Origin of the sequence: Streptomyces sp. NBC_01381, assembly GCF_026340305.1 — a bacterium.
Classification (GTDB): Bacteria; Actinomycetota; Actinomycetes; order Streptomycetales; family Streptomycetaceae; genus Streptomyces.
In genome coordinates this window covers 3,256,733-3,279,379 of record NZ_JAPEPI010000001.1, presented here as the reverse complement: position 1 = coordinate 3,279,379, position 22,647 = coordinate 3,256,733, and the positions used below count along the sequence as shown (strand labels likewise).

Here is a 22,647-nt window from a genome sequence, read left to right as displayed (position 1 = left end):
TCACCCATGACCGTCACCCGCACGGCCCCGTCCCCGTCGCCACCGCTCCCCCGCCATCGCCGTCTGCGCCGCGTCTGTCTGCGCGTCATCGCCGGGTGCGCGCTCGGCTATCTCGCGCTCTGGGCGACCGGCACCCTCGGCATCCTCGCGCTCTCCTACTGGGCGCGGAACGCGACGGCGGCCCCCACAAGCACCGTCACCACCCCCGGCATCCACCACTTCCGCCCGGTGGACGGCGAAGGACTGCTGTGGCGGGGCGCCGCACCCTCGCCCGATGGGTACCGCAGGCTCGCGCAGCTCGACTTCGCCACGGTCGTCGATCTGCGCGCCGAGGACCTGAGCGCGGCCCAGCTCGCCGCACCGCGGCGCGCCGGACTCGACGTCGTACGGCTGCCGATCCGCGACGGCCAGACGCCGACGCCGGTGCAGGTGCGCCGGTTCCTCGACGTGGTGCGCACCGCCCCCGGGCCGGTGTTCGTGCACTGCGGCGCGGGGGTCGGGCGTACGGGGGCGATGGCGGCCGCGTATCTCGTGCGGACCGGAGAGGGGTCGTCGCAGGCCGCGGTGCGGCGCAATCTCGCGGTGGGGCCGCCCTCGGTCGAGCAGATCTACTACGCGCTGCGGCTCCGCGACGACCGTGCGCAGCAGCCCCCGCTGCCGGTCGTCGCGGTGAGCCGTCTTGTGGATGCCCCGCGCCGGATGTGGTCGCGGCTGTGAGACGCCCGCGTCTCCTGAAGACCCTGGCGGTCACGACAGGAGAAAGTCGGCCTCCCCGGCCTTCGCCCCCTGGATGAACGCCGTGATCTCGCCATGGGTGTAGATCAGCGCCGGGCCGTCCGGATCGGCGGACTGGCGGACCGCGACCCTGCCGTCGGAAAGCTTCATGGCCTCCAGGCAGTTGCCGCCGTTGCCGCCGCTCCACGGCTTGTGCCAGCCCTCGTTGCCGAGGTCACGGGCGGGCATGCCGTTGTATATCCGGGAGTCGTCCCGGGACTCGGGGCGGGACCCGGCTCCGGGCTTTGACCCGGGTCGCGTACCGGCTCGGTGTCGATCCATTCACAGCTCCTTGCGGACATCCCGGAGGATCTCCTTTGTGCGATGTGCCGTCGCGGCTTGCGCCGCCATGCGGTCCATGACCTCCAGGTGGGTCGCCACCTCGCCCCGCGCGTCCAGATAGACGGCACCGGTCAGGTACTCGCTGTAGACCATGTCCGGCAGCTCCGGCATGGCGAACCGGAACAGCACGAACGGGCCGTACGTGCCGGGGTGCGGACCCGCCGAGAACGGCGCGATCTGCAGCGTCACATGGGGCAGCTCGACGGATTCGAGCAGCTTGTCGATCTGCTCGCGCATCACATCGGGACCGCCCACGGGTCTGCGCAGCGCGGTCTCGTCCATCACGATCCACAGCCGCGGCGCGTCCTCGCGGGTGAGCAGCGCCTGACGCTCCATCCGCAGCGCCACATACCGCTCGATGTCATCGGGGTTGGTCTGGCCGATCGCCCCGGAGCGCATCACACCACGGGCGTACTCCTCGGTCTGGAGCAGTCCGGGCACGAAGTGCGGTTCGTAGGACCGGATGAGGCTGGCCGCGCCCTCCAGGCTGACGTACATGCTGAACCAGCCCGGCAGGATGTCGTGGAACCGCTGCCACCAGCCCGGCTTGTTCGCCTCCTCGGCGAGCATCACGAAGCCCTCGGCCTCTTCGTCCGTGATGCCGTAGGACTTCAGGAGCAGTTGGAGGTACGGGATCTTCAGCGCGACCTCGGCCAGCTCCATGCGGCGGACCGTGGCCGGGGCGACGCGCAGGATCCGCGCGGCCTCCTCGCGTTTGAGGCCGGCGCGCTCACGCAGGTCCTGCAGGCGGCGACCGAGAACGACCTGTCCGACGGTCGGCGCAGACCGCGGTTCGCTCACGTCCCTACCTCCACGTACTCCACATAACCCCAACTCACTCCGCACCTGGAGCCGTTGCGAGCAGTGTGCCATGCGCCGTCTCGGAGGGACACGCCACTGTGCACTTTTCAGAGTGGGTCTTGCCAAGGTGTTCCCGGCGGGGCGATAGTGGATGGCGTGACTCCGCCCGCGCCGTTACATGCCGCAGCCGCCGAGACCCCTGTTGGCGATACCGCCGACGCATGGTCCGAGGGCGGTGCCGAGCTCTGCGTCAGCTTCGCGCTCGCGCCACGGCCGGGGTCTGCCGCGCAGGCCAGACGGCTTGCGGGCGCCCAACTCGTGGGCTGGGACATCGACGAGGACGCGCGCGATGCCGCCGCCCTCGTCGTCTCCGAACTGGTCACCAACGCCATCGTGCACACGGCGAGCCACCGGATCATCTGCGAACTCTGTACGCGCCCCGGGACGCTGCGCATAGCGGTACGTGACGAAGGGTGGGGGTCAGGTGCCCCGCGTCCCGCCCATCGAGGTCCCGACGACGAGCACGGGAGGGGATTGCTCCTCGTCGGGGCGGTCAGCAGGGCGTGGGGGGTGCGGGACGAGGGGCCCGGCGTGGGCTGCACGGTGTGGGCGGAGCTTCGGGCGTGAGCCGGTGCGCTTCGGGCGTGAGCCGGTGTTGAGCCGGTGTTCGGCGTGGGCGTGAGGACGGCTTGGGCGTGCGGGCGGCCCGGGCGTGACGACGATGCGGGCGGGGAGCGTGTGAACGGGGTGACAGTGCGGCGGCCGTTGGATCTGAACACGCTGGTCCGCTTCGAGCGGGGGCGGGCCGCTGCCGCCGTTCCGCCGCTCACGCGGCTCGCCGTTCCCGAGGGGATGTCCCAGCCGCTGGGGTGCGATGCCGTGGCGGTGCCTGCGGGGATCGGGCCCCGGTTGATGACGCGGTTGCCTCGGGTGGGGTGTGTGTACGAGGACGTGGACGGGGCGCGGTGGTGGTGGATCGTGCCGGCGGACTCCGATGTCGCTCTGGAGTGGCCGGCTCCGGCGTACTACGCCGCGGGGGCGGTCGTCCCCGGCGCGCGCCGGTCCCCCTCCCTGATCCACCGCCCGCCGGCGGAGGGCGCTGCCGCCGGTGTCCCCTACACTCCGCCGATTCCTCTCTACTTGGCGTTGTGCAGGATGACGGGGACTACGCCGGGGTGGTCGCGGGCGGTACGGGCCTAGCTTCGGGCGGTCCTTTTCCCCAACCCCACCCCTACCCGAATTCAATTCCGGCTCCGCCGAGTTCGTCCTCAAACGCCGGGCGGGCTAGAGGGGTGGGCGGGCAGCTGCGGAGATTCGGGCGGGTGGGCGGGAAAGAATCCGCCGCGAAGCGGCGGCGTGATTCGGACCCGCGGCCAACGACGGCGAAGGCGCCCGGACGGGATGCGCTGCCGGGCAATCGGGTGGGCGGCCTGGTTCGGACGCGCGGCCAACTACGGCGAAGGCGCCGGACAGGACGCGCTGCCGGGCAATCAGGGGGGCGGGCGGGAAAGATTCGCCGCGAAGCGGCGGTCTGGCCGCTCAGCCCGACACCGCCCGTTCCACCGCCCGTTCCACCGCCGCCACCACCTCCCCCGGCGCCTCCATCTGAGCCAGATGCCCCACCCCGTCCACCACACGGACCGAAGCCCTGCCCGCCAGTGACGTCGCGTTGGACGCGGGGATCACCCGGTCGTCGCGGCCCACACCGCCACCACCCGCAGCGCCGCCGGCAACAGGTGCCGCACGTCGAGGGCCGGTGCGTCGTCCTCGTCGAGCAGCGTGGTCAGCAGCGTGCGCAGGGCGACGTCCACGCCGTCCAGGCGTTTGTACTTGAGCAGGTCGTCCACCAACTGCCGCGTGACGAGCCCCTCGTCGGCGAACAGCTTTCCCAGGTGGGGGCGGAGCTCGCGCCGCGTACCGGCCGCCGCGAAGCCCCGCAGGTAGGAGGCGTCCACCTCCGGGCCGTACCCGGCGGGTGCGATCAGCGTCAGCGAGCGCACCCGCTCCGGGACCCGCGCCGCGACCGCCGTCACGACCGCGCCGCCCAGCGAGTGCCCCACCAGATGCGCCCGCTCGATGCCGAGCGCGTCCAGGAAGCCCGCGACCACGTCCGTCAGCGCGTCCAGACCGCCCGCGCCGACGTCCTTGCCCGATTCCCCGTGACCGGGCAGGTCAAGCGCGTACACCGTGTGCCGCGCCGCGAGCGGCTCCTGCACGAAGAGCCAGGAGTTCTTGTCGCCGCCGTAGCCGTGGACGAGCACGATCTCCTCGGGGCCCGCGCCCGACGTCGCGTACGCGAGGGCTCTGCCGGCCACCTCCGCGAGGCCGCCGACCGGGCTGCCCTCGTCCTCCGCGGGCACCCCGCGCGCCAGTTGCTCCCGTGCCTCGGCGGCCACCCGCTCGATCTCGCCCTCCGGGACCTCCGCGGGCGCGATGACCGCGATGACGCACCCGACGGGCGCCTCGCCGCCCGCCTCCGCGACGATCCGCCGCAGCACGCCGCCGGACGGAGCCTCCAGCGTCCCCGCGATCTTGTCGGTGTCGATCTCCGCCAGATCGTCACCCTCCTCGACCTCGTCGCCCTCCCTGGCGATCCACTCGGTGATCCTCCCGGTCTTCATGGACAGGCCCCACTTGGGCATGGTGACCCGTTCGACGAGCGACATCCCAGATATCTCCGCCACCCCCTCCGTCCTCACGGCTTCCAGTCCACGGCCGACTTGACCGCGGCGGCGACCCGCCCCGCGTCCGGCATGTACAGGTCTTCCAGCGCCGGGCTGAACGGCACCGGCGTATGCGGCGGCGTCACCGTCCCGATGGGCGCGCGCAGCGACCCGAACGCCTCGCGCGCGACGAGCGCCGCGATGTCGGCGGCCATCCCGCAGCGCGGCGACGCCTCGTCCACCACGACAAGGCGCCCGGTCCGCGCGACGCTCTCCAGGATCGTGTCGGCGTCCAGCGGGCTCGTCGTGCGCGGGTCGATCACCTCGCAGTCCACCCCCGACGCGGCCAGGTCCGCCGCCGCGTCGGACGCCACGGACACCATCCGCCCCAGCGCCACCACCGTCACGTCATCGCCCTCGCGCACGATGCCCGCCTCGCCGAAGGGGATCGTGTAGCTCTCGGCGGGAACCTCGCCGACCACGTCGTACAGCGCCTTGTGCTCGCAGAAGATCACCGGGTCGTCGTCCCTGATGGCCTGGATCATCAGCCCCTTCGCGTCGTACGGAGATGAGGGGAGGACCACCTTCAGTCCGGGCACGGCCGTGAACGCGGGGTACATCGCCTGGGAGTGCTGGGCCGCCGCCCGCAGTCCGGCCCCGTACATCGCACGGATGACGACGGGGGTGACGGCCTTGCCGCCGAACATGTAGCGGAACTTGGCGGCCTGGTTGAAGATCTGGTCGAAGCACACGCCCATGAAGTCGATGAACATGAGCTCGGCGACCGGCCGCAGGCCGCGTGTCGCCGCGCCGATCGCCGCGCCGATGAACGCCGATTCGGAGATGGGCGTGTCGAGGACCCGCCCGGGGAAGAGCGGATGGAGCCCCTTGGTCACGCCCAACACCCCGCCCCAGGCGTCGGATTCGCCGGGTGCCCCCGCGCCGCCCGCGTTGTCCTCGCCCATGACGATGACGGAGGGGTCGCGCTCCATCTCCTGCGCCAGTGCTTCGTTCAGCGCCTCGCGATAGCTGATGCTGCGTGCCACGGTCGACTCCCCTCAGAGGAACAGGATTCAGAGGTACGAGATTCAGAGGTACGAGATGTAGACGTCGGTCTGCAGATCCGCGCCGGTCGGCAGCGGAGCCGCCCGCGCCTCCGACACGGCCTCGTCGATCAGCCGGGCCACCTGCGCGTCGATCGCGTCGAGTTGGGCGTCCGTCAGAGTTCCCGCCACTTGCTGCCGGAAGCGCTTGATGCAGTCGAGTTCGGCGCGGGCGCGCCGCACCTCGTCCGCCCGGTACTTCTGCTGGTCGCCCTCGAAGTGGCCGTAGTAGCGCGTGAGTCGGACCTCGATGAGGGTGGGACCGCCGCCCGAACGCGCCCGGTCGATCGCCGCGCCCGCCGCCTCGTGCACCGCGAAGAAGTCGAAGCCGTCGACCGTGACACCGGGCATGCCGAAGGCCGCCGCGCGGGCCGCGATGGAGCCGCCGCCCACCGACCACTCGGCCGAAGTGGCCTCCGCATAACCGTTGTTCTCGGCGACGAAGACCGCGGGCAGCTGCCAGACGGAGGCGAGGTTGAGGGATTCGAGGGTGGTGCCCTGGTTGCTGCCGCCGTCGCCGAAGAAGGCCACGCCGACGCCGCCGTCCCCGCGTACCTTCGCGGCGAGCGCGGCACCGCAGATGAGGGGCGGCCCGCCGCCGACGATGCCGTTGGCGCCGAGCATGCCCTTGGAGAGGTCGGCGATGTGCATGGAGCCGCCCTTGCCGTGGCACGCCCCGGTCGTACGCCCGTAGATCTCGGCCATCATCGACTTCACGTCGACATGCTTGGCGATGCAGTGGCCGTGGCCCCGGTGGGTGGACGCGATGACATCGCGGTCGTCGTCGAGGTGCGCGCACACCCCGGTCGCGGACGCCTCCTCACCTGCGTACAGATGGACGAAGCCGGGGATGTCACCGGTCGCGAACTCCTCGTGGAGCCGCTCCTCGAAGTCACGGATCATACGCATGGTGCGGTACGCGTCGAGCAACGCGGGTCCGTCGAGGCCGTGTTCGTGCGGGGCCCGGGGTGTCCGGAGAGTGTCGGTCACGGAATAACTCCTTTGCCGGTGCGGGTGCGGAGTCGCGTGCATGGGGTATGGCACTGCGATCCGGGCCCGACCGGCAACAGTTGCCCGGGGTTGCAAGCCACCACACGACGTACGCAACCGGAGAAGGAGAAGCAGACGAACGACAAGCAGAACAAGCAGAGCAACATCCCTGCAGGCAGCGGAACTTCAGCGTCGGAGACGCTGCTCTTCGGCGGCCCGCTGCGCTACGACACCGGCTGGGCCCAGCACGAAGAGGCCTTCCTCCAGCTGGGGTTCCGTTCCATGGTCAAGCGCCTCCCCGCGCTCCTCGCCGCCAGCTTCCGGCTCGCCCGGCAGGCCGACCGCCAGGCCACACGCATCGTCGTCGGCGCGGAAGTGGGCCGGGGACTCGCGCAGGCGGTGAGCCTGCTCGCGGTCAACAGCGTGCTCGGCCGGCTGATGACGGACGCGCCCGTCGCCGACCGGCTGCGCGGCGCGGCGCCCGCCCTGGTGACCGTGGCGACCGTGCTGTTCGTCGCCGCGCTGCTGCGTGCCGCCTCGACGTACGCGACGGGACGCCTTGAGCCGAAGGTCGAACGGGTCGCCACCGAGCAGTACTTGGAGAAGGCGGCGTCGGTGGAGCTGTCGGCCATCGAGGACGACGCGTTCCACAAGCTGCTCGACACCGCGCAGTACGGCGCCGCTTCGGCCCGCCGCATGATCGGCATCGCGACGCGCGTGGTGAACGCGATGATCTCGCTGATCGCCGCGGCGGGCGTGCTGACCGTGCTGCACCCGGTGCTGCTTCCGCTCCTGGTGACGATGACCCTGCCCAGCGCGTGGAGCGCCCTGACGATCGCCCGGCGCCGCTATGTCTCCTTCCACGCCTGGGTGCAGCACGCCCGCGCGGGACGTCTGATCGGCAGCCTGCTGACGGAGGCGCGGGCCGCCCCGGAGATCCGGGTGCACGGCGTGGGCCCCTTCCTGCTGCGGCATTTCCGCTCCATGTCGGAGGCCGCGGAGGAGGAGCAGGCCCGCCTTGCGCGGCTCGCCGCGCGTACGGGCCTCATCGCGGCGGCGTGGACGGGCCTGGCCACGGTGGCGACGTACGCGACGCTCGGCGGTCTGCTGCTCGCGGGGGCGATGGCGCTGTCCGTCGCGGGAACGGCCGTGATCGCGATCCGTACCGGGGCGTCGAACCTGGACACGCTCGTCCTCGAGGTCAACTCGCTGCACGAGGACGCCCTGTTCGTGGGCGATCTGGAGCGGCTCTTCGTGGAGGCGGCGCAGCGCGCGATCCCGGTCGGCGGCGCCGAACTGCCTCCCGATCCACGGGAGATACGGTTCGAGAACGTCACCTTCCGCTATCCGGGGACGTCGGGCAGGGACGCGCTCAGCGATGTCTCGCTCACCCTGCCCACCGGGAAGATCGTCGCCCTTGTGGGGGAGAACGGCTCGGGCAAGACCACGCTGGTGAAGCTCCTTGCGGGCCTGTACCCGCCGAAGGAGGGCCGGATCCTGTGGGGCGACGTGGACGCGGCGACGGCGGACCGGCACCGGCTTGCCGAGCGCGTCGCGATGGTGGCGCAGGACTTCAAGCGGTGGCCGTTCACGGCCCGCGTGAACATCGCGATCGGCCGTGCGTCGGTGCCGCTGACCGACGAGCGGATCGGCGCGTCCGTCGCGGAGGCCGGCGCCGGTGACGTGGTGGCCGATCTGCCGCGCGGGCTCGACACCCTGCTCGCCCGGGCGTTCACCGGTGGGCACGAGCTCTCGGGAGGGCAGTGGCAGCGGCTCGGCATCGCGCGTGCGGCGTACCGGCGCGGCGGCATCCTGATCGTGGACGAGCCGACGGCGGCGCTCGATGCCCGGGCGGAACTGGAGGTCTTCGAGAAGATCAGGGCGCTGGCCGGGACGGGCCAGACGGTCATCCTCATCACCCACCGCCTGGCGTCGGTGCGGCACGCGGATCTGGTCCATGTCCTGGACCAGGGGCGCCTGGTGGAGTCGGGCACCCCGGACGAACTCCTGCGGACGGGCGGCGTCTACGCGGAGCTGTACGCGCTGCAGGCGGACCAGTTCACGGCGCAGGTCCCGTCCCCCAACGGGCACGCCGATCGCTGAGCCTCACGCGGCGGCGGCCACCTCGGCAACCTCGGTGTCGCGCACGATCACCAGGAAGGCGTCGGACGCGAGGTCCATGACGACCTCCGCCTGCTGCCCCTCCATGCGGCGGGCCCGCGCGAACTCCTCCGCGGGCCACGATCCGCGCGGCCCGCCGGCCGGAAAGCGTTCCAGTACCACTCGACTGTTCATCATCGTCTTCCTGCTCCCCCGTCGGCAGTCCTGCAAAGGACTCTCATGAACTCTCATGAAGTAGAACGCACCAGGGGGCGGCAAGGGCTCACAACGTGACGGACCTGACACCGAGTTGTGTCCGTCCCTCAGTCCTTCCCTCACTCCTCGTACTCGTCGTGATACCGCACCAGGCCGCTGCCTGCGGGCGCTCCGAGCGCGGACGAGCGTCCCTTCGGCAGCTCCCACTCCTCCTGCCGGCCGAGGGCGGTGAGGTCGAGGAGGCTGGAGTAGGAGCCCACCCAGTCGGTGCCGCGGTCGTACGCCGAGTACGTGTGGAAGACGCGGTCGCCGTCGCGCAGGAAGCAGCTGAGGCCCGGTGCTTCGACGGTCTGGCCGTCCTCGTCGACGGTGGCGTGGAAATCGTGGTTGAAGTCGTCGCCGTTCGACGAGTACCACGGCACCGTCCAGCCCATCCGTGCCTTGAACGGCAGGATCTTGGTGAACGGGGCACGGGAGATGGCGACGAAGTTGGTGCCGCGGGCCCGCAGATGGGCGAGGTGCCCGATCTGGTCGAGGAACGCCGAGCAGCTGGGGCATCCCGCGTCCCACTCCGGGGCGAACATGAAGTGGTGGACGATGAGTTGGGCGTGACCGTCGAAGAGGTCGAACAGCGTCGCCTTGCCGTCGGAACCGGCGAACAGATACTCCTTCTCGATCTCCACCATGGGGAGCCTGCGCCGCTCGGCGTTGAGCGCGTCACGCGCCCGGGTCGCCGCCTTCTCCTTGGCGAGCAGTTCCGCGCGCGCGGCGAGCCACTCCTCGCGCGTGACGATGTCGGGAAGTCCCATGGTCCCCAGTCCCTCCTGCGGATCCGCGCCTCGGATCCGTGCTTCTCCGAGGGGTGACCGGCGGGCTCACCGGAACTCATCGGTCGCGGCGAAGAAAGTTGGAGATTTTCTGTTACGCCTGGTCAGCGGCCCGGGAGTTCAGCCATGGGCTCAGAACGTCACCGGCAGCGCGAGCAGCCCGCGGGCCCGCATCGAGGGGCGCCACCGCAGCTCGTCCTCCGGTACGCCGAGGGCGAGCCGGGGGAAGCGTTCGATGAGGGCGCCGAGCGCGGTGGCCGTCTCCAGGCGGGCCAGGGGTGCGCCGACGCAGTGGTGGATGCCGTGACCGAGGGCGAGGTGGCCCGTGGTGTCGCGGGCGATGTCGAGGCGGTCGGCGGCGGGGAAGCGGCGCGGGTCGCGGTTGGCGGCGGACGGGGAGAGCAGCACGGTCTCGCCCGCCGGGACGGTGACCCCGCCGATGGTGACGTCCTGGAGCGGGAAGCGGCGGATGGCGAGCAGTACGGGGCCGTCGTAGCGGCTGAACTCCTCGACAGCGGCCGGAAGTTGGGATGGGTCCTTGCGCAGGGCCGCGAGCTGGTCGGGGTGCCGGAGCAGGGCCAGGGTCGCGTTGCCGATGAGCTGGACGGTGTTCTCGTATCCGGCGAAGAGGATCAGGAAGGCGAGCGACATCAGCTCGTCCTCGCTGAGGCGATCCCCCTGCTCGCTCTCGTCGCGTACGGCGATGAGGTCGGACAGCAGGTCGTCGGCGGGGTTCTCGCGCTTCTCGGCGAGCAGCCGGGTGAAGAAGCCGAGCATCGCGACGACGGCCTCCTTGGCGGCCCCCGGTCGCGCCGGATCGGGCGCGACCAGAGCGTCGGTCCAGGCCCGGAAGTCCAGCCGGCTGCCGTCCGGCACCCCGAGGAGGTCGCAGATGACGGTGATCGGGAGCGGTGCGGCATAGGCGGCGACGAGATCGGCGCGGCCCAACGGCTCGACGGCGTCGAGGAGTTCGTCGGCGGTGCGCCGGATCGGTGCGCGCTGGCTCTCCACCCGACGCGAGGTGAAGGCCTTGACGACCAGGCGGCGGATGCGGGTGTGGTCCGGCGGGTCCATGTTGAGCATGTTCGCGTCCAGCGCGGGCGGCAGCCCGAGTCCCCGGTAACTTCCGGGCAGGGCATGGCTCTTGTCGAGCGAGAGGCGGGGGTCGGCGAGCGCCGCGCGCACGTCGTCGTACCGCGTGACCAGCCAGGCCGGGCTGCCGTCGGGTCCTGCGACGCGGTGCACGGGGGCGGTGTCACGCAGCCGCGCGTACACGGCGTACGGGTCGTCGATGAGGCCGTCGGCAGGGTCGTCGACAGGGCCGTCGGCAGGGTCGTCGGCGGGGTCCGGGTGCGGGGCGTGTGACATGCCCTCAGCCTAAGCAGCGCTCTGCCGGGCCCCGCCGTCAGCCCTCGTAGTCCTGGATCCGCTTGCCGTGGCTCCGGTCGATCAGGGCGGGCAGTTCGGCGTTCAACTCCCCGATGATCTCCGGCACATCGAGGGTCAGCAGCCGCCCGTCGCGCATCAGGACCCGCCCGTCGACGATCGTCGTGCGGACGTCCGCGGAGCGCGCGCTGTGCACGAGCGTGGCCGCGAGGTCGTGCACCGGCTGGGTGTGCGGTCCGGTGAGGTCGACGAGGACGATGTCGGCGCGGCGCCCCGGCGCGAGGCTGCCGATCTGCCCGCCGAGGCCGACGGCGTGCGCGCTCTGCAGCGTGGCATGGTGCAGCGCCTGACGTGCCGTCAGCCAGGACGGGTCGCGTTCCGTGGACTTCTGGACGAGCGCGGTGAGCGCCATGGACTCCCACACGTCGAGGGAGTTGTTCGACGCGGCACCGTCCGTGGCGAGGCCGACGGGGACGCCGATCCCGCGCAGGGCCCGCACGGGCGTGGTGTCCCAGCCGAACTTGAGGTAGCCGCGGGGCGCGGACGCGACGGCGACGCGTCCCGTGGCCTGCCGCAGCACGGGCAGGTCACGGTCGCGGATGCCGGTGCCGTGCGCGATGAGGACGTCCACGTCGAGGAGTCCTGCGCGGTGAAGGACCTCGATGGGGGTGCGGCCGTGCCTGGCCAGGCTGTTGTCGGTCTGCTCGGCGTTCTCCGCGGCGTGCAGATGGACCATCAGGCCGTGTTCACGGGCGAGTTCGGCGGTCGCGGCGAGGTCGGCGTCGTCGACGGTGTACGGCGCGTGCGGGGCGAGCGAGGTGCTGATCCGCCCGTCGGCGGCACCGCGCTGCCGCAGCGCGAACTCCAGGGAGGCGGCGCGGCCGTCGGGCCCCTGCGAGGAGAAGAACGCCGCGCCCAGGTTGGCGCGCAGGCCGCTGTCCGCCACCGCGTCGGCGACGGCGTCCATCGCGAAGTAGTGGTCGGCGAAGCAGGTCACCCCGCCCCGGATCATCTCGGCACACGCGAGCCGCGCGCCGAGCGCGACGACCCGCTCGGTCAGGTTGGACTCGATGGGCCAGATCCAGTCGTTGAACCACTCGTGCGCCGGCAGATCCTCGGCGAGGCCGCGCAGGGCCACCATCGGTGTGTGCGTATGGCAGTTGATCAGGCCGGGCAGGGCGGCCTGGCCACGGGCGTCGATCCGCTCGGCGGCGGCGAGGTCCGCCACGGCGCCGGTCGTGGTGACGCTGTCGATGAGGCCGTCTCGTACGACGATGGCGGCGTCGTTGCGGAAGCGGACTTCACCGGTGGCGTCACCAGTGGCGTCACCAGTGGTGTGACCGGTGGCGTCGTCGTGGACGAGGGCCGTGCAGCCCGTGATGACCAGGTCGGCGGGGCCGTGCGCGGGGGGCGGCGTCATCTCTTCAAGGTACGGGGAGTGCGCATCCCGTGCCCTGTCGCGTCGCCGGTTTCGCGAGCACGCTGACGTCAACCGACTCAACCGACGATCCCACGCGAAAAGTTGGAGCCCGCCATGCTCCTAGGCACCTGGAACCTGGAGAACCTCTACCGGCCCGGCGGCAGGTTCGGGCCCAAGGACAAGGCCGCGTACGAGGCGAAGCTCGCCTCGCTCGCGGCGACCATCAGGGCCCTGCGGCCCAGCGTCCTCGGCGTGCAGGAGGTCGGCGACCCCGAAGCCCTGCGGGATCTGGCGGAGATGCTTGGCGAGCGCTGGGAAGTGACGCTCTCCGAGCACGCGGACGACCGGGGCATCCGGGTCGGCTTCCTCAGCAACCTGCCGGTGTCCGTGGTCGCCGACGAGGACTGCTTCCCCGGGCCGATGCGTCCGGTGCAGGTCGACGACTCGGGCAGGCCGGTGGCGCGGGCGGGGCGCGGGGTGCTCGCGGTGCTTGTGTCGACGCGCGCCTTCTTCTTCGAGGCGGCCGTCTGCCATCTGAAGTCCAAGCTCCTGTCGTATCCCGGCGGCCGTTTCCAGCCGGAGGACGAGGGCGAGCGGGCCCGCTTCGGCGCGTACGCGCTGTACCGGCGCGCGGCGGAGGCGACCGTGGTGCGCTCCCTGGCCGACCGGATGCTGCACGGCGACGGCCGCGAGCACCAGGTCGTGGTGCTCGGCGACCTCAACGACGAGGTGAGCGCGGCGACGACGCAGATCCTGCTCGGCCCGCCAGGATCGGAGATCGGCACGCCGGGCTTCGACAAGCCGGACAAGGGCGACGCGCGGCGGCTGTGGAACGTGGCCCCGCTCATCCCGGCCGAACAGCGCTACTCCCGCATCCACGCCGGGCGCCGCGAGCTCATCGACCACGTCCTGGTGAGCAAGAGCCTGCTCGACCTGGTCACGACGGCGGGGACCGGAGTGCCAGGATCGGCCGCGACCGCGCTCCCCTCGATCGGCGACGACGAGAATCCGGCGGCGCGCAGGGACGCTCCGGGCTCGGACCACGCGCCGGTCTGGATACGGATCGAGCGCTGAGAGGGCTGAGGTCATCCGCCCGATGCGGAGGCTACGCGGCGCCGGAAGTGGCCAACTCCTGGCGCCGCCAGGCCTCTTCGAGCCGCGCCGTGTCCTCGAGCACCGTGTCCTCGACCATCCGCCCCCAGCGGATCCTGACCCACTGGATGCCTTCGTTCTCGTACGAACTGCCGTCCGCGAGGGTGGCGTCGACGCGCAGCCGGACGACGACGGTGGTGTTCCAGGGCCAGCCCTTGACGACGACGTCGGTGAGGGTGAGGCGCATGCCGGGGAAGCGCCGTCCCGCCTGCTCGAACCAGTCGGCGAAGGCTTCGGGGCCGCGCAGTTCGGCGCCGAGGATGTTGTCGCCGATGAAGCGGAACCGCAGGTCGGGGGCGGCCATGGCGACGGCCGGGTGGTAGTTGCCGCTGCCGTCGCCGGTGACGCGCCACAGGGCTCGGACCTTGCTGCGGACGATGGCGTGGTACATCGGGACCTCCGCTGGATCGCTCAGTTGGATCGCTCAGTGACTTGCAATTGGATCGCTCAGTGACTTGCAATTCGCAAGTGACCATCGGCGACCACCCTAGGTGGGTCACTTGCAAACCACAAGCGAGTACCGTGGCCGCATGAAGGGTGAACGTTTCGCACGCATGCACTGCTCGGTCGCGCGCGCGTCGGCCGTCATGGCCGACCGATGGACGGTGCTGATCCTGCGCGATCTGTTCCTGGGCCTGAACCGCTACGAGGACCTGCGCGCCGACCTGGGCATCGCGACGAACATCCTGGCGGACCGCCTGGACCTGCTGGCCGCGGAGGACATCGTGGAGCGCCGCGCCTACCAGGACCGCCCCGTGCGCCACGAGTACGTACTGACGCCCGCGGGCCAGGAGTTGTACGGCACCGTCCTGACGCTCATGACCTGGGGCGACCGCCACCGCTCCGAGGGACGCCCGCCCCTGATCCCGGTGCACGACACCTGCGGCCGACCGGCCGACCCGCGGGTGACGTGCGGCCACTGCGGCGAGGTGCTGACGCCGGAGACGGTGACGCACACGCCGGGGCCTGGCGGCCGGACGGCTCCGGGGACGGCACTGGTGCACACGGTCCTGGCCGAGGGCTGACCCTCAGCCGCGCGGAAGCACCGTCGAGAGCACACCCGGCAGCGGATACCAGTCGGACGAGACGATGCTGGCGTGGCCCCGCGCGAGCAGCGCGACCCGCTCCCTGGCCTGCGCCTCGGTCGGATTGACGGCGTCGATGGCCGGGGCGACGTTGTGGGCGTCGGACATGACGACGAGATAGCGCCGGTCGGCGTACCACCGCGTGTCGATGCTCCCGCCGGCGTACGCGGAAGCGTCCCCGTCGAACAGCACGAACCAGGGCCTGATCGCCGCGTCCGCGTACCGTGCGCGCGGATCGCCCGCCTCGGCACCGAGCACGGCGGGGAACGCCGCGGCCTCGCCCAGGCGCCCCGCCGCCGCGAGGTCCCGCAGATGGGTGGCGTACTCGCGGTCGGTCCACAGGGTGTCCGCGGGGTTGCCCTGCTCGACGGTGCCGGGGATGAGCTCGACCACGAACTTCCCCGTCAGCGCGCTCCGTTGGGGCCAGCCGTCACTGCGTACGGCATCGTCGAGGGTGGCGTGGCCGCCGGCGAGCTCGCCGGGCCGGTAGACGGCGTCGCCGAGCTTGCTCTTGAGCAGGGCGTCGAGATCGGCGGGCCCGCGCCCGTTCTTCGCCTGGAAGCCGTCCTTCAGCTCGACCTTCATCAGGATCGGCCGGTGCCCCGGGTGGGCGTCGTGCCAGCTCTTCATGTCCGCGAGGCAGCCGGCGAGGCTCTGGTTGCGCGCCTTGGTGCGCAGTTCGGCCGGGCTCGCGGCGTTCTCGCAGTTGTTGTCGTTGCCGACCGGGTTGCTGTGCGAGACCCGCCAGCCGCTGCCGAACACATTGGTCCATACGTCGAGTTCGAGCATCCCCGCGCCGGAGTCGAGCGCGTCGGCGAAGTAGGGGTACTTCGCCTTCTCGTACGCGTTGTGGACGCCGACGCCGGTGGTGGAGGAGTACGGCGAGCCGGGCGCCGGATCGTCGGCGCTCGCGGCGTACGCGGTGCCACCGGTGGCTCCGGTGGCTCCGGTGGCTCCGAACGCGAGGGCTCCCGCCGCCGCGACCGCCAACGCGAGCCCCGCCCCGCTCACCCGTGCCGTCATGCCCACCGTCCTCCGCCGAAGCTCTGGTCAAGTCTTCGGCAACGTAAGGGAGTTGAGTGTCCATTGGGAAGACGGCGGCTTACGGGACACATCCGGGAGGGGAGAGATATTCAGCCGCGGCGCCGGCGGGCGCGGGCGGAAGGCGTCACGGGTCCGCTACTGTCTGCCACCGTAATTGATTGATCTACGACCCCGCAGAACTTCACCGAACCCCGTAGAACTCACTGAACCCCGTAGAACTCCGCAGAACTCCGCAGAAAGGGATCACGCCGCCATGCCGCTCACCCTCTCCCGTATCTCCCGCACCCGGCTCGCGGTGACCGCCGCGGCGACGGCGGTCCTCGCGGTCGGCGCCCCGGCGGCGTACGCGTCGCTGGACGGATCCGACACGCGCGCCCGGACAGCGACGACGGCAAGCACGGCGACGGTGGCCCGCGGCGACGCCTACACCGAGACCCGGCTCTTCTTCGGCACGGAGCGCCCCGACGGCGGCCCCGACGTGACCGACGAGCAGTTCATGGCGTTCATCGACGACGAGGTCACGCCGTCGTTCCCCGACGGTCTGACCGTGCAGGACGGCCGCGGCCAGTGGCGCGACTCGAACGGCAAGATCGAGCGGGAGCGTTCGTACGAGCTGATCCTGCTGTATCCGACGAGCGAGGCGCGCAAGCGTGACCCGCAGATCGAGGAGATCCGCTCGGACTACGAGAAGCAGTACGCGCAGGATTCGGTGGCCCGCCTCGACGACCGGACCCGCGTGGACTTCTGACGGGGGCGGCCGCTCTTGGCGCGGTCGCTTTTCAGGCCACGGTCTCAAGCTGGAGCTCCAGCTCCAGCTCCAGCTCGGCGAGGAGCGCATCGATCCGCTCCTCGTGCCGCTTCGGCAAACGCCCGGTGTCGTCGACGTGGACCGCGCAGGCCGTCGTGGTGTCGACGAGGCGTTCCAGGGTGGCCGCCACCTTCTCCGAGCCGGCGGAGTGCCGTGCCAGGGCGGGGAGTTCGGCGGCCGCCAGGTCGATGGCGGCGCGGGCCTCGGCCAGCGTCCGATAGGCCTCGCGGCGCAGGGCCCAACGGTGGGCACGGTCACGGGCACCTGCGCGCACTCCTGCGCCTGCGCCTTGTTCGACACCGCTCAGAACATGCCGCAGATACGCGTGCGCCGACTCGCGGGCGGTGGCGAGCCTGGCCTGTACGCGGCCGCCGCGCCGCACCGGCCACGGCAGATGCCCGACGAGCAGGACGATCCCGCAGGCGAGCAGCGTCTCGCCGATCCGCCCCCAGGAGGCCGCCGGCTCGCCGCCCACCATGACGAGCGAGAGCACGAGCACCGTCACGACGGCGGTCTGCGCGGCGAAGTGCCGGGTGGCGACGGGAATGAGGGCGCCGCACACCGCGACCACGGCGACGAGCCCGGCGGGTGCCGGCAACAGGGCGGCGAGCCCCGCGAAGAGAACAGCGCCAAGAACCGTACCGAGCGCACGGCACAGCACACGAGACGCCAACGGCCCCAGATCGGGCTTGACCAGGAATACGGCGGTGGCGGGCAGCCAGTACCAGTGCGCGTGGTGCAGTCCCTGCGCGACGGCGGCGCTCACCCCGAAGCAGAGCGCGACACGCACGCCGTACTCACGCCCGCCGGGACCAACTGCCGTGCGCAGTACGTCGACGGGGCCGCTCCCCGTTGCAGGCGGCGGCTCGGCAGTCCCCCTGTCGAAGGCGTCGGCGGCGTGCAGCAGGGCGTCGTCGAGGGCGCGGAGCCCGGCGTCGGAGCGGGCGGGCGCGGGCAGCGGACCACAGGGGCGGCCGTCACGGACGGCGGCCGCGAGGCGCCGCACCCCCTCCCCCGTACGCGCGGGCAACGGCTCACCGGCCCAGGCGAGCGCGGTCGCGGCCTCGCCGAGCGGCAGCGCGGCGAGGTACTGCGCATGGATCCGCTGCTCGGCAGCTCGGCCGGGCCACAGCCGCAGACGTGGCCCGGCGATCGCGTCCTGCGCCTGGTCGAGAGCGGCGGTGAGGGCGGCGCGGCGGGCGGGCGCGTGCGGTGTCCCGGCGGCGGCGAGGAGCGCGGCGACGGCTTCGTACACGGCGGCGACGGCCCCCCGCTCCCCACCGAACCGGTAGTCACCCTTCCCCGGCGAGGGCAGCACGAGCCGCAGCGCAATGAGCCAGCCGGCCCCGGCGAGGAAGAACAACGCCCGCTGCCACCCGGGTTCGGGCAACGGCATCCCGGCCCCGACGGCAGCCGCAACAAGCAACTGCGTACCTCCGGCGGACGCGACGGGCCCCACCGCACTGAAGGCACCGGCGAGCAGCCCAAGCACTCCAAAGAGGACGGGCAGCAGCCACGCCCCACCACCCCACGCACCGACGTACGCCCCGAAGACCAACCCACCCGCGCCACCGACGGCGGGCACCCCCAACCGCCGAACAGCGGCCCGCCGACCCCCTGGCCGGTCATTGATCCCGGCGAGCATGGCCCCGAGCGCGGCGACGACCCCGATGGACGGCCGCCCGACAACCACGGCCCCGAGAAGCAACGGCCCCGCGGCGAGCGCACCGCGCAGCACGGCGTGCCACGGAACGGGACCGCGCTGTATACGGAGGGCATGCCCGAGCCAGGGCGGAAGGGCGACCGGGCGCGGGATCGTCAGACGGCTCACTGGTCCGGGCTCCTGTCGTCGTCGGAAGGCGTGCATGCCGTGGGACGACGTCGGCCTGGGCTCTACTGCTGATCAAACGATAGGCCCCGTTCTTGGAGAGAAAGGGACAAACGCGTTTCCGTGATGTGACGCTTAGATGTGATGCTGCGGTCTGATCACTGAGGAGAAGGACGCTGGCGGGGACGAGGGGGCGGCCGGCCCAAGCTGCTGGCCGCTACCCGTTCCGCACCTCCCCGATCGACCCGCTCTGGATCACTATTCCGCCGTGCACATTCCCGCTGAGGTTGTTGTACACATCGCCGCGCCGCTCACCCTCAGAGCCGCCGGGCATCAACTCATCAAGAAGCGAACGCAGTTCGGCAGCCGCCACCGGATCAGCCCGCAGCGTGCGCCGCATCCGCCCGCGCCACTCGGCCAGCACGTCGGCCTCAGCCTCGGCATCCGAGCTGTCCCGCGCGGCGGCCAACTCGGCACGCGCCTCCTCCAGCTCCCCGGCGACGACGTCCTCATCCCCCGCACGCCCCCGCGAGAAGAACCCGGCGACCCGGTCCCGCACCTGGCCCCAGCCGTCGGTCACCATCCCCTGCACGAGCGCCGTCGCCCCCGCCGCCGCCAACGCGGTCAACTCAGCGTCCACCAGGCCCCCTCGTCCCATCCTGCGCGTCACCACGCGTCCCGATTCCGTGCTTCACGGTAACGCCCGCCACCGACAATTCGCTGGCGGACAAGGGACGACCGGCCTCAGGCTGGCGACCATGAACGGCACCGACGACCTCACCACCGCACCCCCGAGCCACCAGATCCGCGCCCTGCACACGGACACGACCGTCACCGTCTATCAGGCGTACGCACCCGCGCTCGGCGAGGCCGCGGCGCGCACCGGACGGTTCCCCGCCGCTTGGAAGCGGGACCGCATGACGTGGATCAAGCCTCGCTCATAGCCTTTTTCCATGACCGCAGACGACAGGGACCAGCAGACAGACGCCCGTTTACGCCGAGCCTTACGAGCCAGGCAGGCAGCCGGGACGCAGCGAACCAAGAAGCACCGTTCCGACTGGACAGGCGAGTCCGCCGCAATCTACTGCCGGATCTCGCACGCCAACGATGACGATCAGACAGGCGTAGAGCGCCAAGAGGGCATCTGCCGAGACGTCGCCGAACGCCTTGGACTCACCGTCACCGAGGATCAAGTCTTCGTGGACAACAACCGGTCGGCGTGGCAGCGGAAACGGAAGCGGCCGGGATGGGACGCGCTTCTAGCCGAGGCCAGCAAAGGCCGTGTGCGCCACGTCCTCACGTACCACCCGGACCGCTTGATGCGTCAGCCGCGCGACCTCGAAGAGCTGTTGCAGATAGCCGACGATCACGACATCACCTTGCACGGGCAGGCGAACCGGCGTGATCTCGCGGACCCTGACGACCGGTTCTTTCTGCGCATCGAGGTGGCACACGCCTGCCGGTCCAGTGACGACACGTCGCGCCGACTGATCGATTCGATGATCGACCGAGTACAGGACGGAAAGCCGCACACCGGCAGGCGCCGCTACGGATACGACAAGACCGGCACCGTGATCGTTCCCGAAGAGGCCGCCATCGTGCGGGAGATCTTCACCCGCTTCCTGGACGGAGAAAGCCCGGTCCAACTGGCCAAGAGGCTGTACGACCGTGGCGAGAAGACCGCCCAAGGGCGCAACTGGACGGCACCGCGCGTGCGCGATGTCCTGGACAACCGCCACGTTGCCGGAATCCGTGTCTTCCGGGGCGAGGAGATCGGGGACGGCGAGTGGCCCGCGATCATCGACCGGGGGATGTGGAGGGAGGTGCGGGAACGCCGCGCCTACCGGGCCGCAGCTCTGGCGAAGGGCAAGCAGCCGGGCAGGTTCTACCTGCTACGCGGCGTGGTCACCTGCACGGGATGCGGGAAGGTCATGGGCGGATCCGGAGGGTCCGGGGCCAAGTACGTCTGCAACCACACGCACCGGCTCGATGTACCGCGCTGCAACAGGGCAGTCTCCGCCCCCATCTTGGAGGACTTCGTGACGGAGGCCGCGATCAACCTCCTTGAGCGCCTTGATCTCGCTGAAGTGCCGACGCCTTCCGCTCTGTCAGAAGAAGATCAGGCAGCCATCGCGGCCGATCGCCAGGAACTCGACGATCTCAAAGACATGTGGGAAAGCCAGGAGTTGAAGACGCGGGAGTACCGCGAGATGCGCAAGACGGTTGAGGCCCGCATCGCTGAAGTCGAGCGCAAGATGATCGTTCGGCCAACCACTGAGGTCCTGGACGGCCTTGTGGGCCCCCACGCACGCCAGAGCTGGGGAGCGTTGAAGGAGGCCGAGGACTACCAGCGAATGAACGCGGTCGTGCGGTTCCTGTTCGCCGCTGTCAAGATCGAGGAGGCGACAAAGAAGGGCCGCCAGTTCGACTACGGCAGGATCGACATTGAGCAAAACCCCATTTGGACCTGAGCACGGCAGGTGGAAGGGGCCTCGAACGAGGCCCCTTTTGCTGTTCATTCGATCTTTCCCCCACGCTGGCGTTCCAAGAGGCGAGCCAGTCGACGTGCCGACTCCGGGCCGATCTTGGTTGAGAACTTCCTACAGACACGGTCGAGGTGGTGGGCCCTCTCTGCCTCACGGTCACGTTTCGTCAATCGGCCACCCCGGACCAGTGGCGCTCTTCGCGGGCGATCTCGCGGCTGAGGGCTAGATCGTCAGCGATTCCGGCAGCGATGAGGGCGGCCCCCGGAGTGTGACCGGAGTCGACGTAGCGCCAGTTCCTTTCGGTCTCGGTACCAGGTAGGTCATCGAGGGCGACGCCGACGTGTTCGGCCCGGTCTGCGCGCAGTGCCGCGTAAGTGGTCGAGTAGGCACGGGACTTGGTCAGGATGTGGCCGCGGTAGCCGAGGGTGTGGGCCCACGCTCGCAGGTGCAGCGGCTCGTACTCGGGGAGGCAGCCGAGGCGCCAGCAGGTCCGCATGAGCGTGTGCACGTGGCCGCTCACGGGTGCTGCGTCGATGTCATCCCAGGTCGTGAGCCTGTGGTCGGTGCCGGCGCCTGTCTCGCTCGCGCCCTTGGTGACGTACTTCGCGACGTACGCGGCCACGGCATCGTCATCCGGTCCGGTGCCGCCGGAGTGCAGGGGGCGGGTGTCGATCTGGACGCCCCAGCGGAGGGCGAGTTCACCGATGGCGGGGCTGTACGGGGTGCGGACCAGGACCCGGCTCGCGGAGGCGCGCACAGCGTCGGCGAGGTGGTCGACCGTGCCCCAGGCCGGGGGTTCGTCGTCAGGTCCGGCCGGGCCGTCGAGGCGTACGACCGCGTGGACGTGGACGGCGGCGCGCTTCTGGTACTCGGCGACGCGGGCGAAAGACAGCCGTGCATGGTCGGGGAAGCGGGACTGCACGAGGCCCGCGGAAGAGGCCAGGTGCCGGCGGACGCCGATGACGAAGCGGTCCCACAGCTTGCCCGCGTGCGCGTGCCAGAGCGCATGGGCCGGGTAGTCGTAGCAACCGGGGCAGAGGGGTTGGCCAACGAGGAGGTCTTCCGCGTCATGGACAGCGCCACAGCCGAGGGGGCGCCCATGCTCGCACTCTCCGCCGTCACGGCGGGGGCGGCAGCGATCGCCGGTCCGGTGCACGGGCCCGAAGGACGGGGCGGTGAGGGTGGCGAAGAGCCGGGGCCGGTCGCGGACGGATGCCGGGACGGTCTTGCCGCCGAGAAGGCCCGCGCGGACGAGGTGGAAGGTGTCTCCGGCGTGGAGGCGGGAGCACGGTGCGCAGACGGTCGCGCGTCTATTGCGGCAGCGTACGGAGAGCCGTTCACCGGGTTCATCTCGGGTGTCGTAGTGGTGCAGGATCTCGCCGGTGACTGCGTCCCGCGTGGTTGTCGAGCCTGAGAGGTGGATCGGGTGGGCGCAGCCGCCCGTGACGGTGATCTGGTCCAACCAGCGGGCGAACTTGGGGTCTTGGGCGATGCGGAGGGCGTCGCGGTCTGCTTCGGGAAGCTGACGCAGGCGCGCCGCGCGGTCGAGAGCGGCGCGCCTGTCAGCCGGGGTGAATTCCGGGGTGATGGTGGAGACCTTCCAGGGTGGGCCGCCGAAGCGG

Annotated in this window: 23 protein-coding genes and 1 pseudogene; 9 read left to right on the top strand and 15 right to left on the bottom strand. The window is 71.1% G+C overall.

Going from position 1 to position 22,647, the window contains the following annotated elements; genetic code table 11:
• Positions 1–6: 6 nt before the first annotated feature.
• Positions 7–717, top strand: a complete 711-nt coding sequence (locus OG453_RS15300) for a dual specificity protein phosphatase family protein (RefSeq protein ID WP_266868194.1) — start codon at positions 7–9, stop codon at positions 715–717.
• 30 nt (positions 718–747) lie between these two features.
• Here the strand turns inward: OG453_RS15300 and OG453_RS15295 are convergent, their stop codons facing one another.
• The gene (locus OG453_RS15295; RefSeq protein ID WP_266869881.1) at positions 748–963 is read right to left on the bottom strand and encodes a DUF397 domain-containing protein; all 216 of its coding nucleotides are present in this window, start codon (positions 961–963) and stop codon (positions 748–750) included.
• 93 nt (positions 964–1,056) lie between these two features.
• Positions 1,057–1,917 (bottom strand): helix-turn-helix transcriptional regulator, encoded by an 861-nt coding sequence (locus OG453_RS15290; protein ID WP_266868193.1) that lies wholly within the window; start codon positions 1,915–1,917, stop codon positions 1,057–1,059.
• Between the two features lie 156 nt (positions 1,918–2,073).
• Between OG453_RS15290 and OG453_RS15285 the strand changes: the two genes are divergently transcribed.
• Together OG453_RS15285 and OG453_RS15280 are read left to right on the top strand one after the other, a co-directional pair.
• Positions 2,074–2,544 (top strand): ATP-binding protein, encoded by a 471-nt coding sequence (locus tag OG453_RS15285; RefSeq protein ID WP_266868192.1) that lies wholly within the window; start codon positions 2,074–2,076, stop codon positions 2,542–2,544.
• Positions 2,545–2,655: 111 nt separating this feature from the next.
• Positions 2,656–3,117, top strand: coding sequence for a hypothetical protein (locus OG453_RS15280; protein WP_266868191.1), 462 nt, complete (start codon positions 2,656–2,658; stop codon positions 3,115–3,117).
• 339 nt (positions 3,118–3,456) lie between these two features.
• Here the strand turns inward: OG453_RS15280 and OG453_RS15275 are convergent, their stop codons facing one another.
• From OG453_RS15275 to OG453_RS15260, 4 genes are read right to left on the bottom strand one after another with little or no spacing between them, the layout of a single operon-like run.
• Entirely contained in the window at positions 3,457–3,621 is a 165-nt protein-coding gene (locus OG453_RS15275) for a hypothetical protein (protein WP_266868190.1), read from the bottom strand.
• On the bottom strand, positions 3,600–4,601 hold the full coding sequence (locus OG453_RS15270; protein WP_266868189.1) for an acetoin dehydrogenase dihydrolipoyllysine-residue acetyltransferase subunit: 1,002 nt from the start codon (positions 4,599–4,601) through the stop codon (positions 3,600–3,602). The genes OG453_RS15275 and OG453_RS15270 overlap by 22 nt, the downstream gene beginning before the upstream one ends.
• A gap of 11 nt (positions 4,602–4,612) precedes the next feature.
• A complete protein-coding gene (locus OG453_RS15265) occupies positions 4,613–5,626 on the bottom strand; it encodes an alpha-ketoacid dehydrogenase subunit beta (protein WP_266868188.1) in 1,014 nt (337 codons plus the stop codon).
• Positions 5,627–5,668: 42 nt separating this feature from the next.
• Positions 5,669–6,673 (bottom strand): thiamine pyrophosphate-dependent dehydrogenase E1 component subunit alpha, encoded by a 1,005-nt coding sequence (locus tag OG453_RS15260; RefSeq protein ID WP_323178633.1) that lies wholly within the window; start codon positions 6,671–6,673, stop codon positions 5,669–5,671.
• 165 nt (positions 6,674–6,838) lie between these two features.
• Between OG453_RS15260 and OG453_RS15255 the strand changes: the two genes are divergently transcribed.
• Positions 6,839–8,776 (top strand): ABC transporter ATP-binding protein, encoded by a 1,938-nt coding sequence (locus OG453_RS15255; RefSeq protein WP_266869879.1) that lies wholly within the window; start codon positions 6,839–6,841, stop codon positions 8,774–8,776.
• A 3-nt stretch (positions 8,777–8,779) separates the two neighbouring features.
• Here OG453_RS15255 and OG453_RS15250 read toward each other — a convergent pair whose 3' ends face one another.
• From OG453_RS15250 to OG453_RS15235, 4 genes are all read right to left on the bottom strand, one after another.
• On the bottom strand, positions 8,780–8,968 hold the full coding sequence (locus tag OG453_RS15250; RefSeq protein WP_266868187.1) for a hypothetical protein: 189 nt from the start codon (positions 8,966–8,968) through the stop codon (positions 8,780–8,782).
• 140 nt (positions 8,969–9,108) lie between these two features.
• Positions 9,109–9,798 carry a DUF899 domain-containing protein gene (locus OG453_RS15245; protein ID WP_266868186.1) on the bottom strand — a complete coding sequence of 230 codons (690 nt, stop codon included), beginning with the start codon at positions 9,796–9,798 and terminating at the stop codon, positions 9,109–9,111.
• Positions 9,799–9,948: 150 nt separating this feature from the next.
• Complete coding sequence (locus tag OG453_RS15240; RefSeq protein WP_266868185.1) at positions 9,949–11,184, bottom strand: cytochrome P450; 1,236 nt, start codon at positions 11,182–11,184, stop codon at positions 9,949–9,951.
• 37 nt (positions 11,185–11,221) lie between these two features.
• Positions 11,222–12,622, bottom strand: a complete 1,401-nt coding sequence (locus OG453_RS15235) for an amidohydrolase (protein WP_266868184.1) — start codon at positions 12,620–12,622, stop codon at positions 11,222–11,224.
• 114 nt (positions 12,623–12,736) lie between these two features.
• Here OG453_RS15235 and OG453_RS15230 point away from each other — a divergent pair, with 114 nt between their 5' ends.
• A complete protein-coding gene (locus OG453_RS15230; RefSeq protein ID WP_266868183.1) occupies positions 12,737–13,696 on the top strand; it encodes an endonuclease/exonuclease/phosphatase family protein in 960 nt (319 codons plus the stop codon).
• A 31-nt stretch (positions 13,697–13,727) separates the two neighbouring features.
• On the opposite strand, the gene OG453_RS15225 is transcribed toward OG453_RS15230, so the two are convergent.
• Complete coding sequence (locus OG453_RS15225) at positions 13,728–14,165, bottom strand: nuclear transport factor 2 family protein (protein ID WP_266868182.1); 438 nt, start codon at positions 14,163–14,165, stop codon at positions 13,728–13,730.
• A gap of 139 nt (positions 14,166–14,304) precedes the next feature.
• Between OG453_RS15225 and OG453_RS15220 the strand changes: the two genes are divergently transcribed.
• Positions 14,305–14,799, top strand: a complete 495-nt coding sequence (locus tag OG453_RS15220) for a helix-turn-helix domain-containing protein (protein ID WP_266868181.1) — start codon at positions 14,305–14,307, stop codon at positions 14,797–14,799.
• Positions 14,800–14,802: 3 nt separating this feature from the next.
• Here the strand turns inward: OG453_RS15220 and OG453_RS15215 are convergent, their stop codons facing one another.
• Positions 14,803–15,882, bottom strand: a complete 1,080-nt coding sequence (locus OG453_RS15215; RefSeq protein WP_266868180.1) for a phosphatidylinositol-specific phospholipase C domain-containing protein — start codon at positions 15,880–15,882, stop codon at positions 14,803–14,805.
• Positions 15,883–16,156: 274 nt separating this feature from the next.
• Between OG453_RS15215 and OG453_RS15210 the strand changes: the two genes are divergently transcribed.
• On the top strand, positions 16,157–16,651 hold the full coding sequence (locus OG453_RS15210; RefSeq protein ID WP_266868179.1) for a DUF3574 domain-containing protein: 495 nt from the start codon (positions 16,157–16,159) through the stop codon (positions 16,649–16,651).
• Between the two features lie 31 nt (positions 16,652–16,682).
• On the opposite strand, the gene OG453_RS15205 is transcribed toward OG453_RS15210, so the two are convergent.
• Positions 16,683–18,542 carry an FUSC family protein gene (locus OG453_RS15205; protein ID WP_266868178.1) on the bottom strand — a complete coding sequence of 620 codons (1,860 nt, stop codon included), beginning with the start codon at positions 18,540–18,542 and terminating at the stop codon, positions 16,683–16,685.
• Between the two features lie 214 nt (positions 18,543–18,756).
• Positions 18,757–19,179 (bottom strand): hypothetical protein, encoded by a 423-nt coding sequence (locus tag OG453_RS15200; RefSeq protein ID WP_266868177.1) that lies wholly within the window; start codon positions 19,177–19,179, stop codon positions 18,757–18,759.
• 118 nt (positions 19,180–19,297) lie between these two features.
• Here OG453_RS15200 and OG453_RS15195 point away from each other — a divergent pair.
• Positions 19,298–19,474: pseudogene (locus OG453_RS15195) on the top strand (DUF4291 family protein); the annotation flags it as partial.
• Positions 19,475–19,492: 18 nt separating this feature from the next.
• Positions 19,493–21,010: a recombinase family protein gene (locus OG453_RS15190; protein WP_266868176.1), complete on the top strand. Its 1,518-nt coding sequence runs from the start codon at positions 19,493–19,495 to the stop codon at positions 21,008–21,010.
• Between the two features lie 181 nt (positions 21,011–21,191).
• On the opposite strand, the gene OG453_RS15185 is transcribed toward OG453_RS15190, so the two are convergent.
• A complete protein-coding gene (locus OG453_RS15185) occupies positions 21,192–22,556 on the bottom strand; it encodes a replication initiator (protein WP_266869877.1) in 1,365 nt (454 codons plus the stop codon).
• Between the last annotated feature and the right edge of the window lie 91 nt (positions 22,557–22,647).

Excerpts from the sequence above, each read along its gene's own strand:
- OG453_RS15300 (WP_266868194.1), top strand. The coding sequence starts at position 7 with ATGACCGTCACCCGCACGGCCCCGTCCCCGTCGCCACCGCTCCCCCGC.
- OG453_RS15295 (WP_266869881.1), bottom strand. The coding sequence starts at position 963 with ATGCCCGCCCGTGACCTCGGCAACGAGGGCTGGCACAAGCCGTGGAGC.
- OG453_RS15250 (WP_266868187.1), bottom strand. The coding sequence starts at position 8,968 with ATGAACAGTCGAGTGGTACTGGAACGCTTTCCGGCCGGCGGGCCGCGC.
- OG453_RS15245 (WP_266868186.1), bottom strand. The coding sequence starts at position 9,798 with ATGGGACTTCCCGACATCGTCACGCGCGAGGAGTGGCTCGCCGCGCGC.
- OG453_RS15240 (WP_266868185.1), bottom strand. The coding sequence starts at position 11,184 with ATGTCACACGCCCCGCACCCGGACCCCGCCGACGACCCTGCCGACGGC.
- OG453_RS15235 (WP_266868184.1), bottom strand. The coding sequence starts at position 12,622 with ATGACGCCGCCCCCCGCGCACGGCCCCGCCGACCTGGTCATCACGGGC.
- OG453_RS15230 (WP_266868183.1), top strand. The coding sequence starts at position 12,737 with ATGCTCCTAGGCACCTGGAACCTGGAGAACCTCTACCGGCCCGGCGGC.
- OG453_RS15225 (WP_266868182.1), bottom strand. The coding sequence starts at position 14,165 with ATGTACCACGCCATCGTCCGCAGCAAGGTCCGAGCCCTGTGGCGCGTC.
- OG453_RS15220 (WP_266868181.1), top strand. The coding sequence starts at position 14,305 with ATGAAGGGTGAACGTTTCGCACGCATGCACTGCTCGGTCGCGCGCGCG.
- OG453_RS15215 (WP_266868180.1), bottom strand. The coding sequence starts at position 15,882 with ATGACGGCACGGGTGAGCGGGGCGGGGCTCGCGTTGGCGGTCGCGGCG.
- OG453_RS15210 (WP_266868179.1), top strand. The coding sequence starts at position 16,157 with ATGCCGCTCACCCTCTCCCGTATCTCCCGCACCCGGCTCGCGGTGACC.
- OG453_RS15190 (WP_266868176.1), top strand. The coding sequence starts at position 19,493 with ATGACCGCAGACGACAGGGACCAGCAGACAGACGCCCGTTTACGCCGA.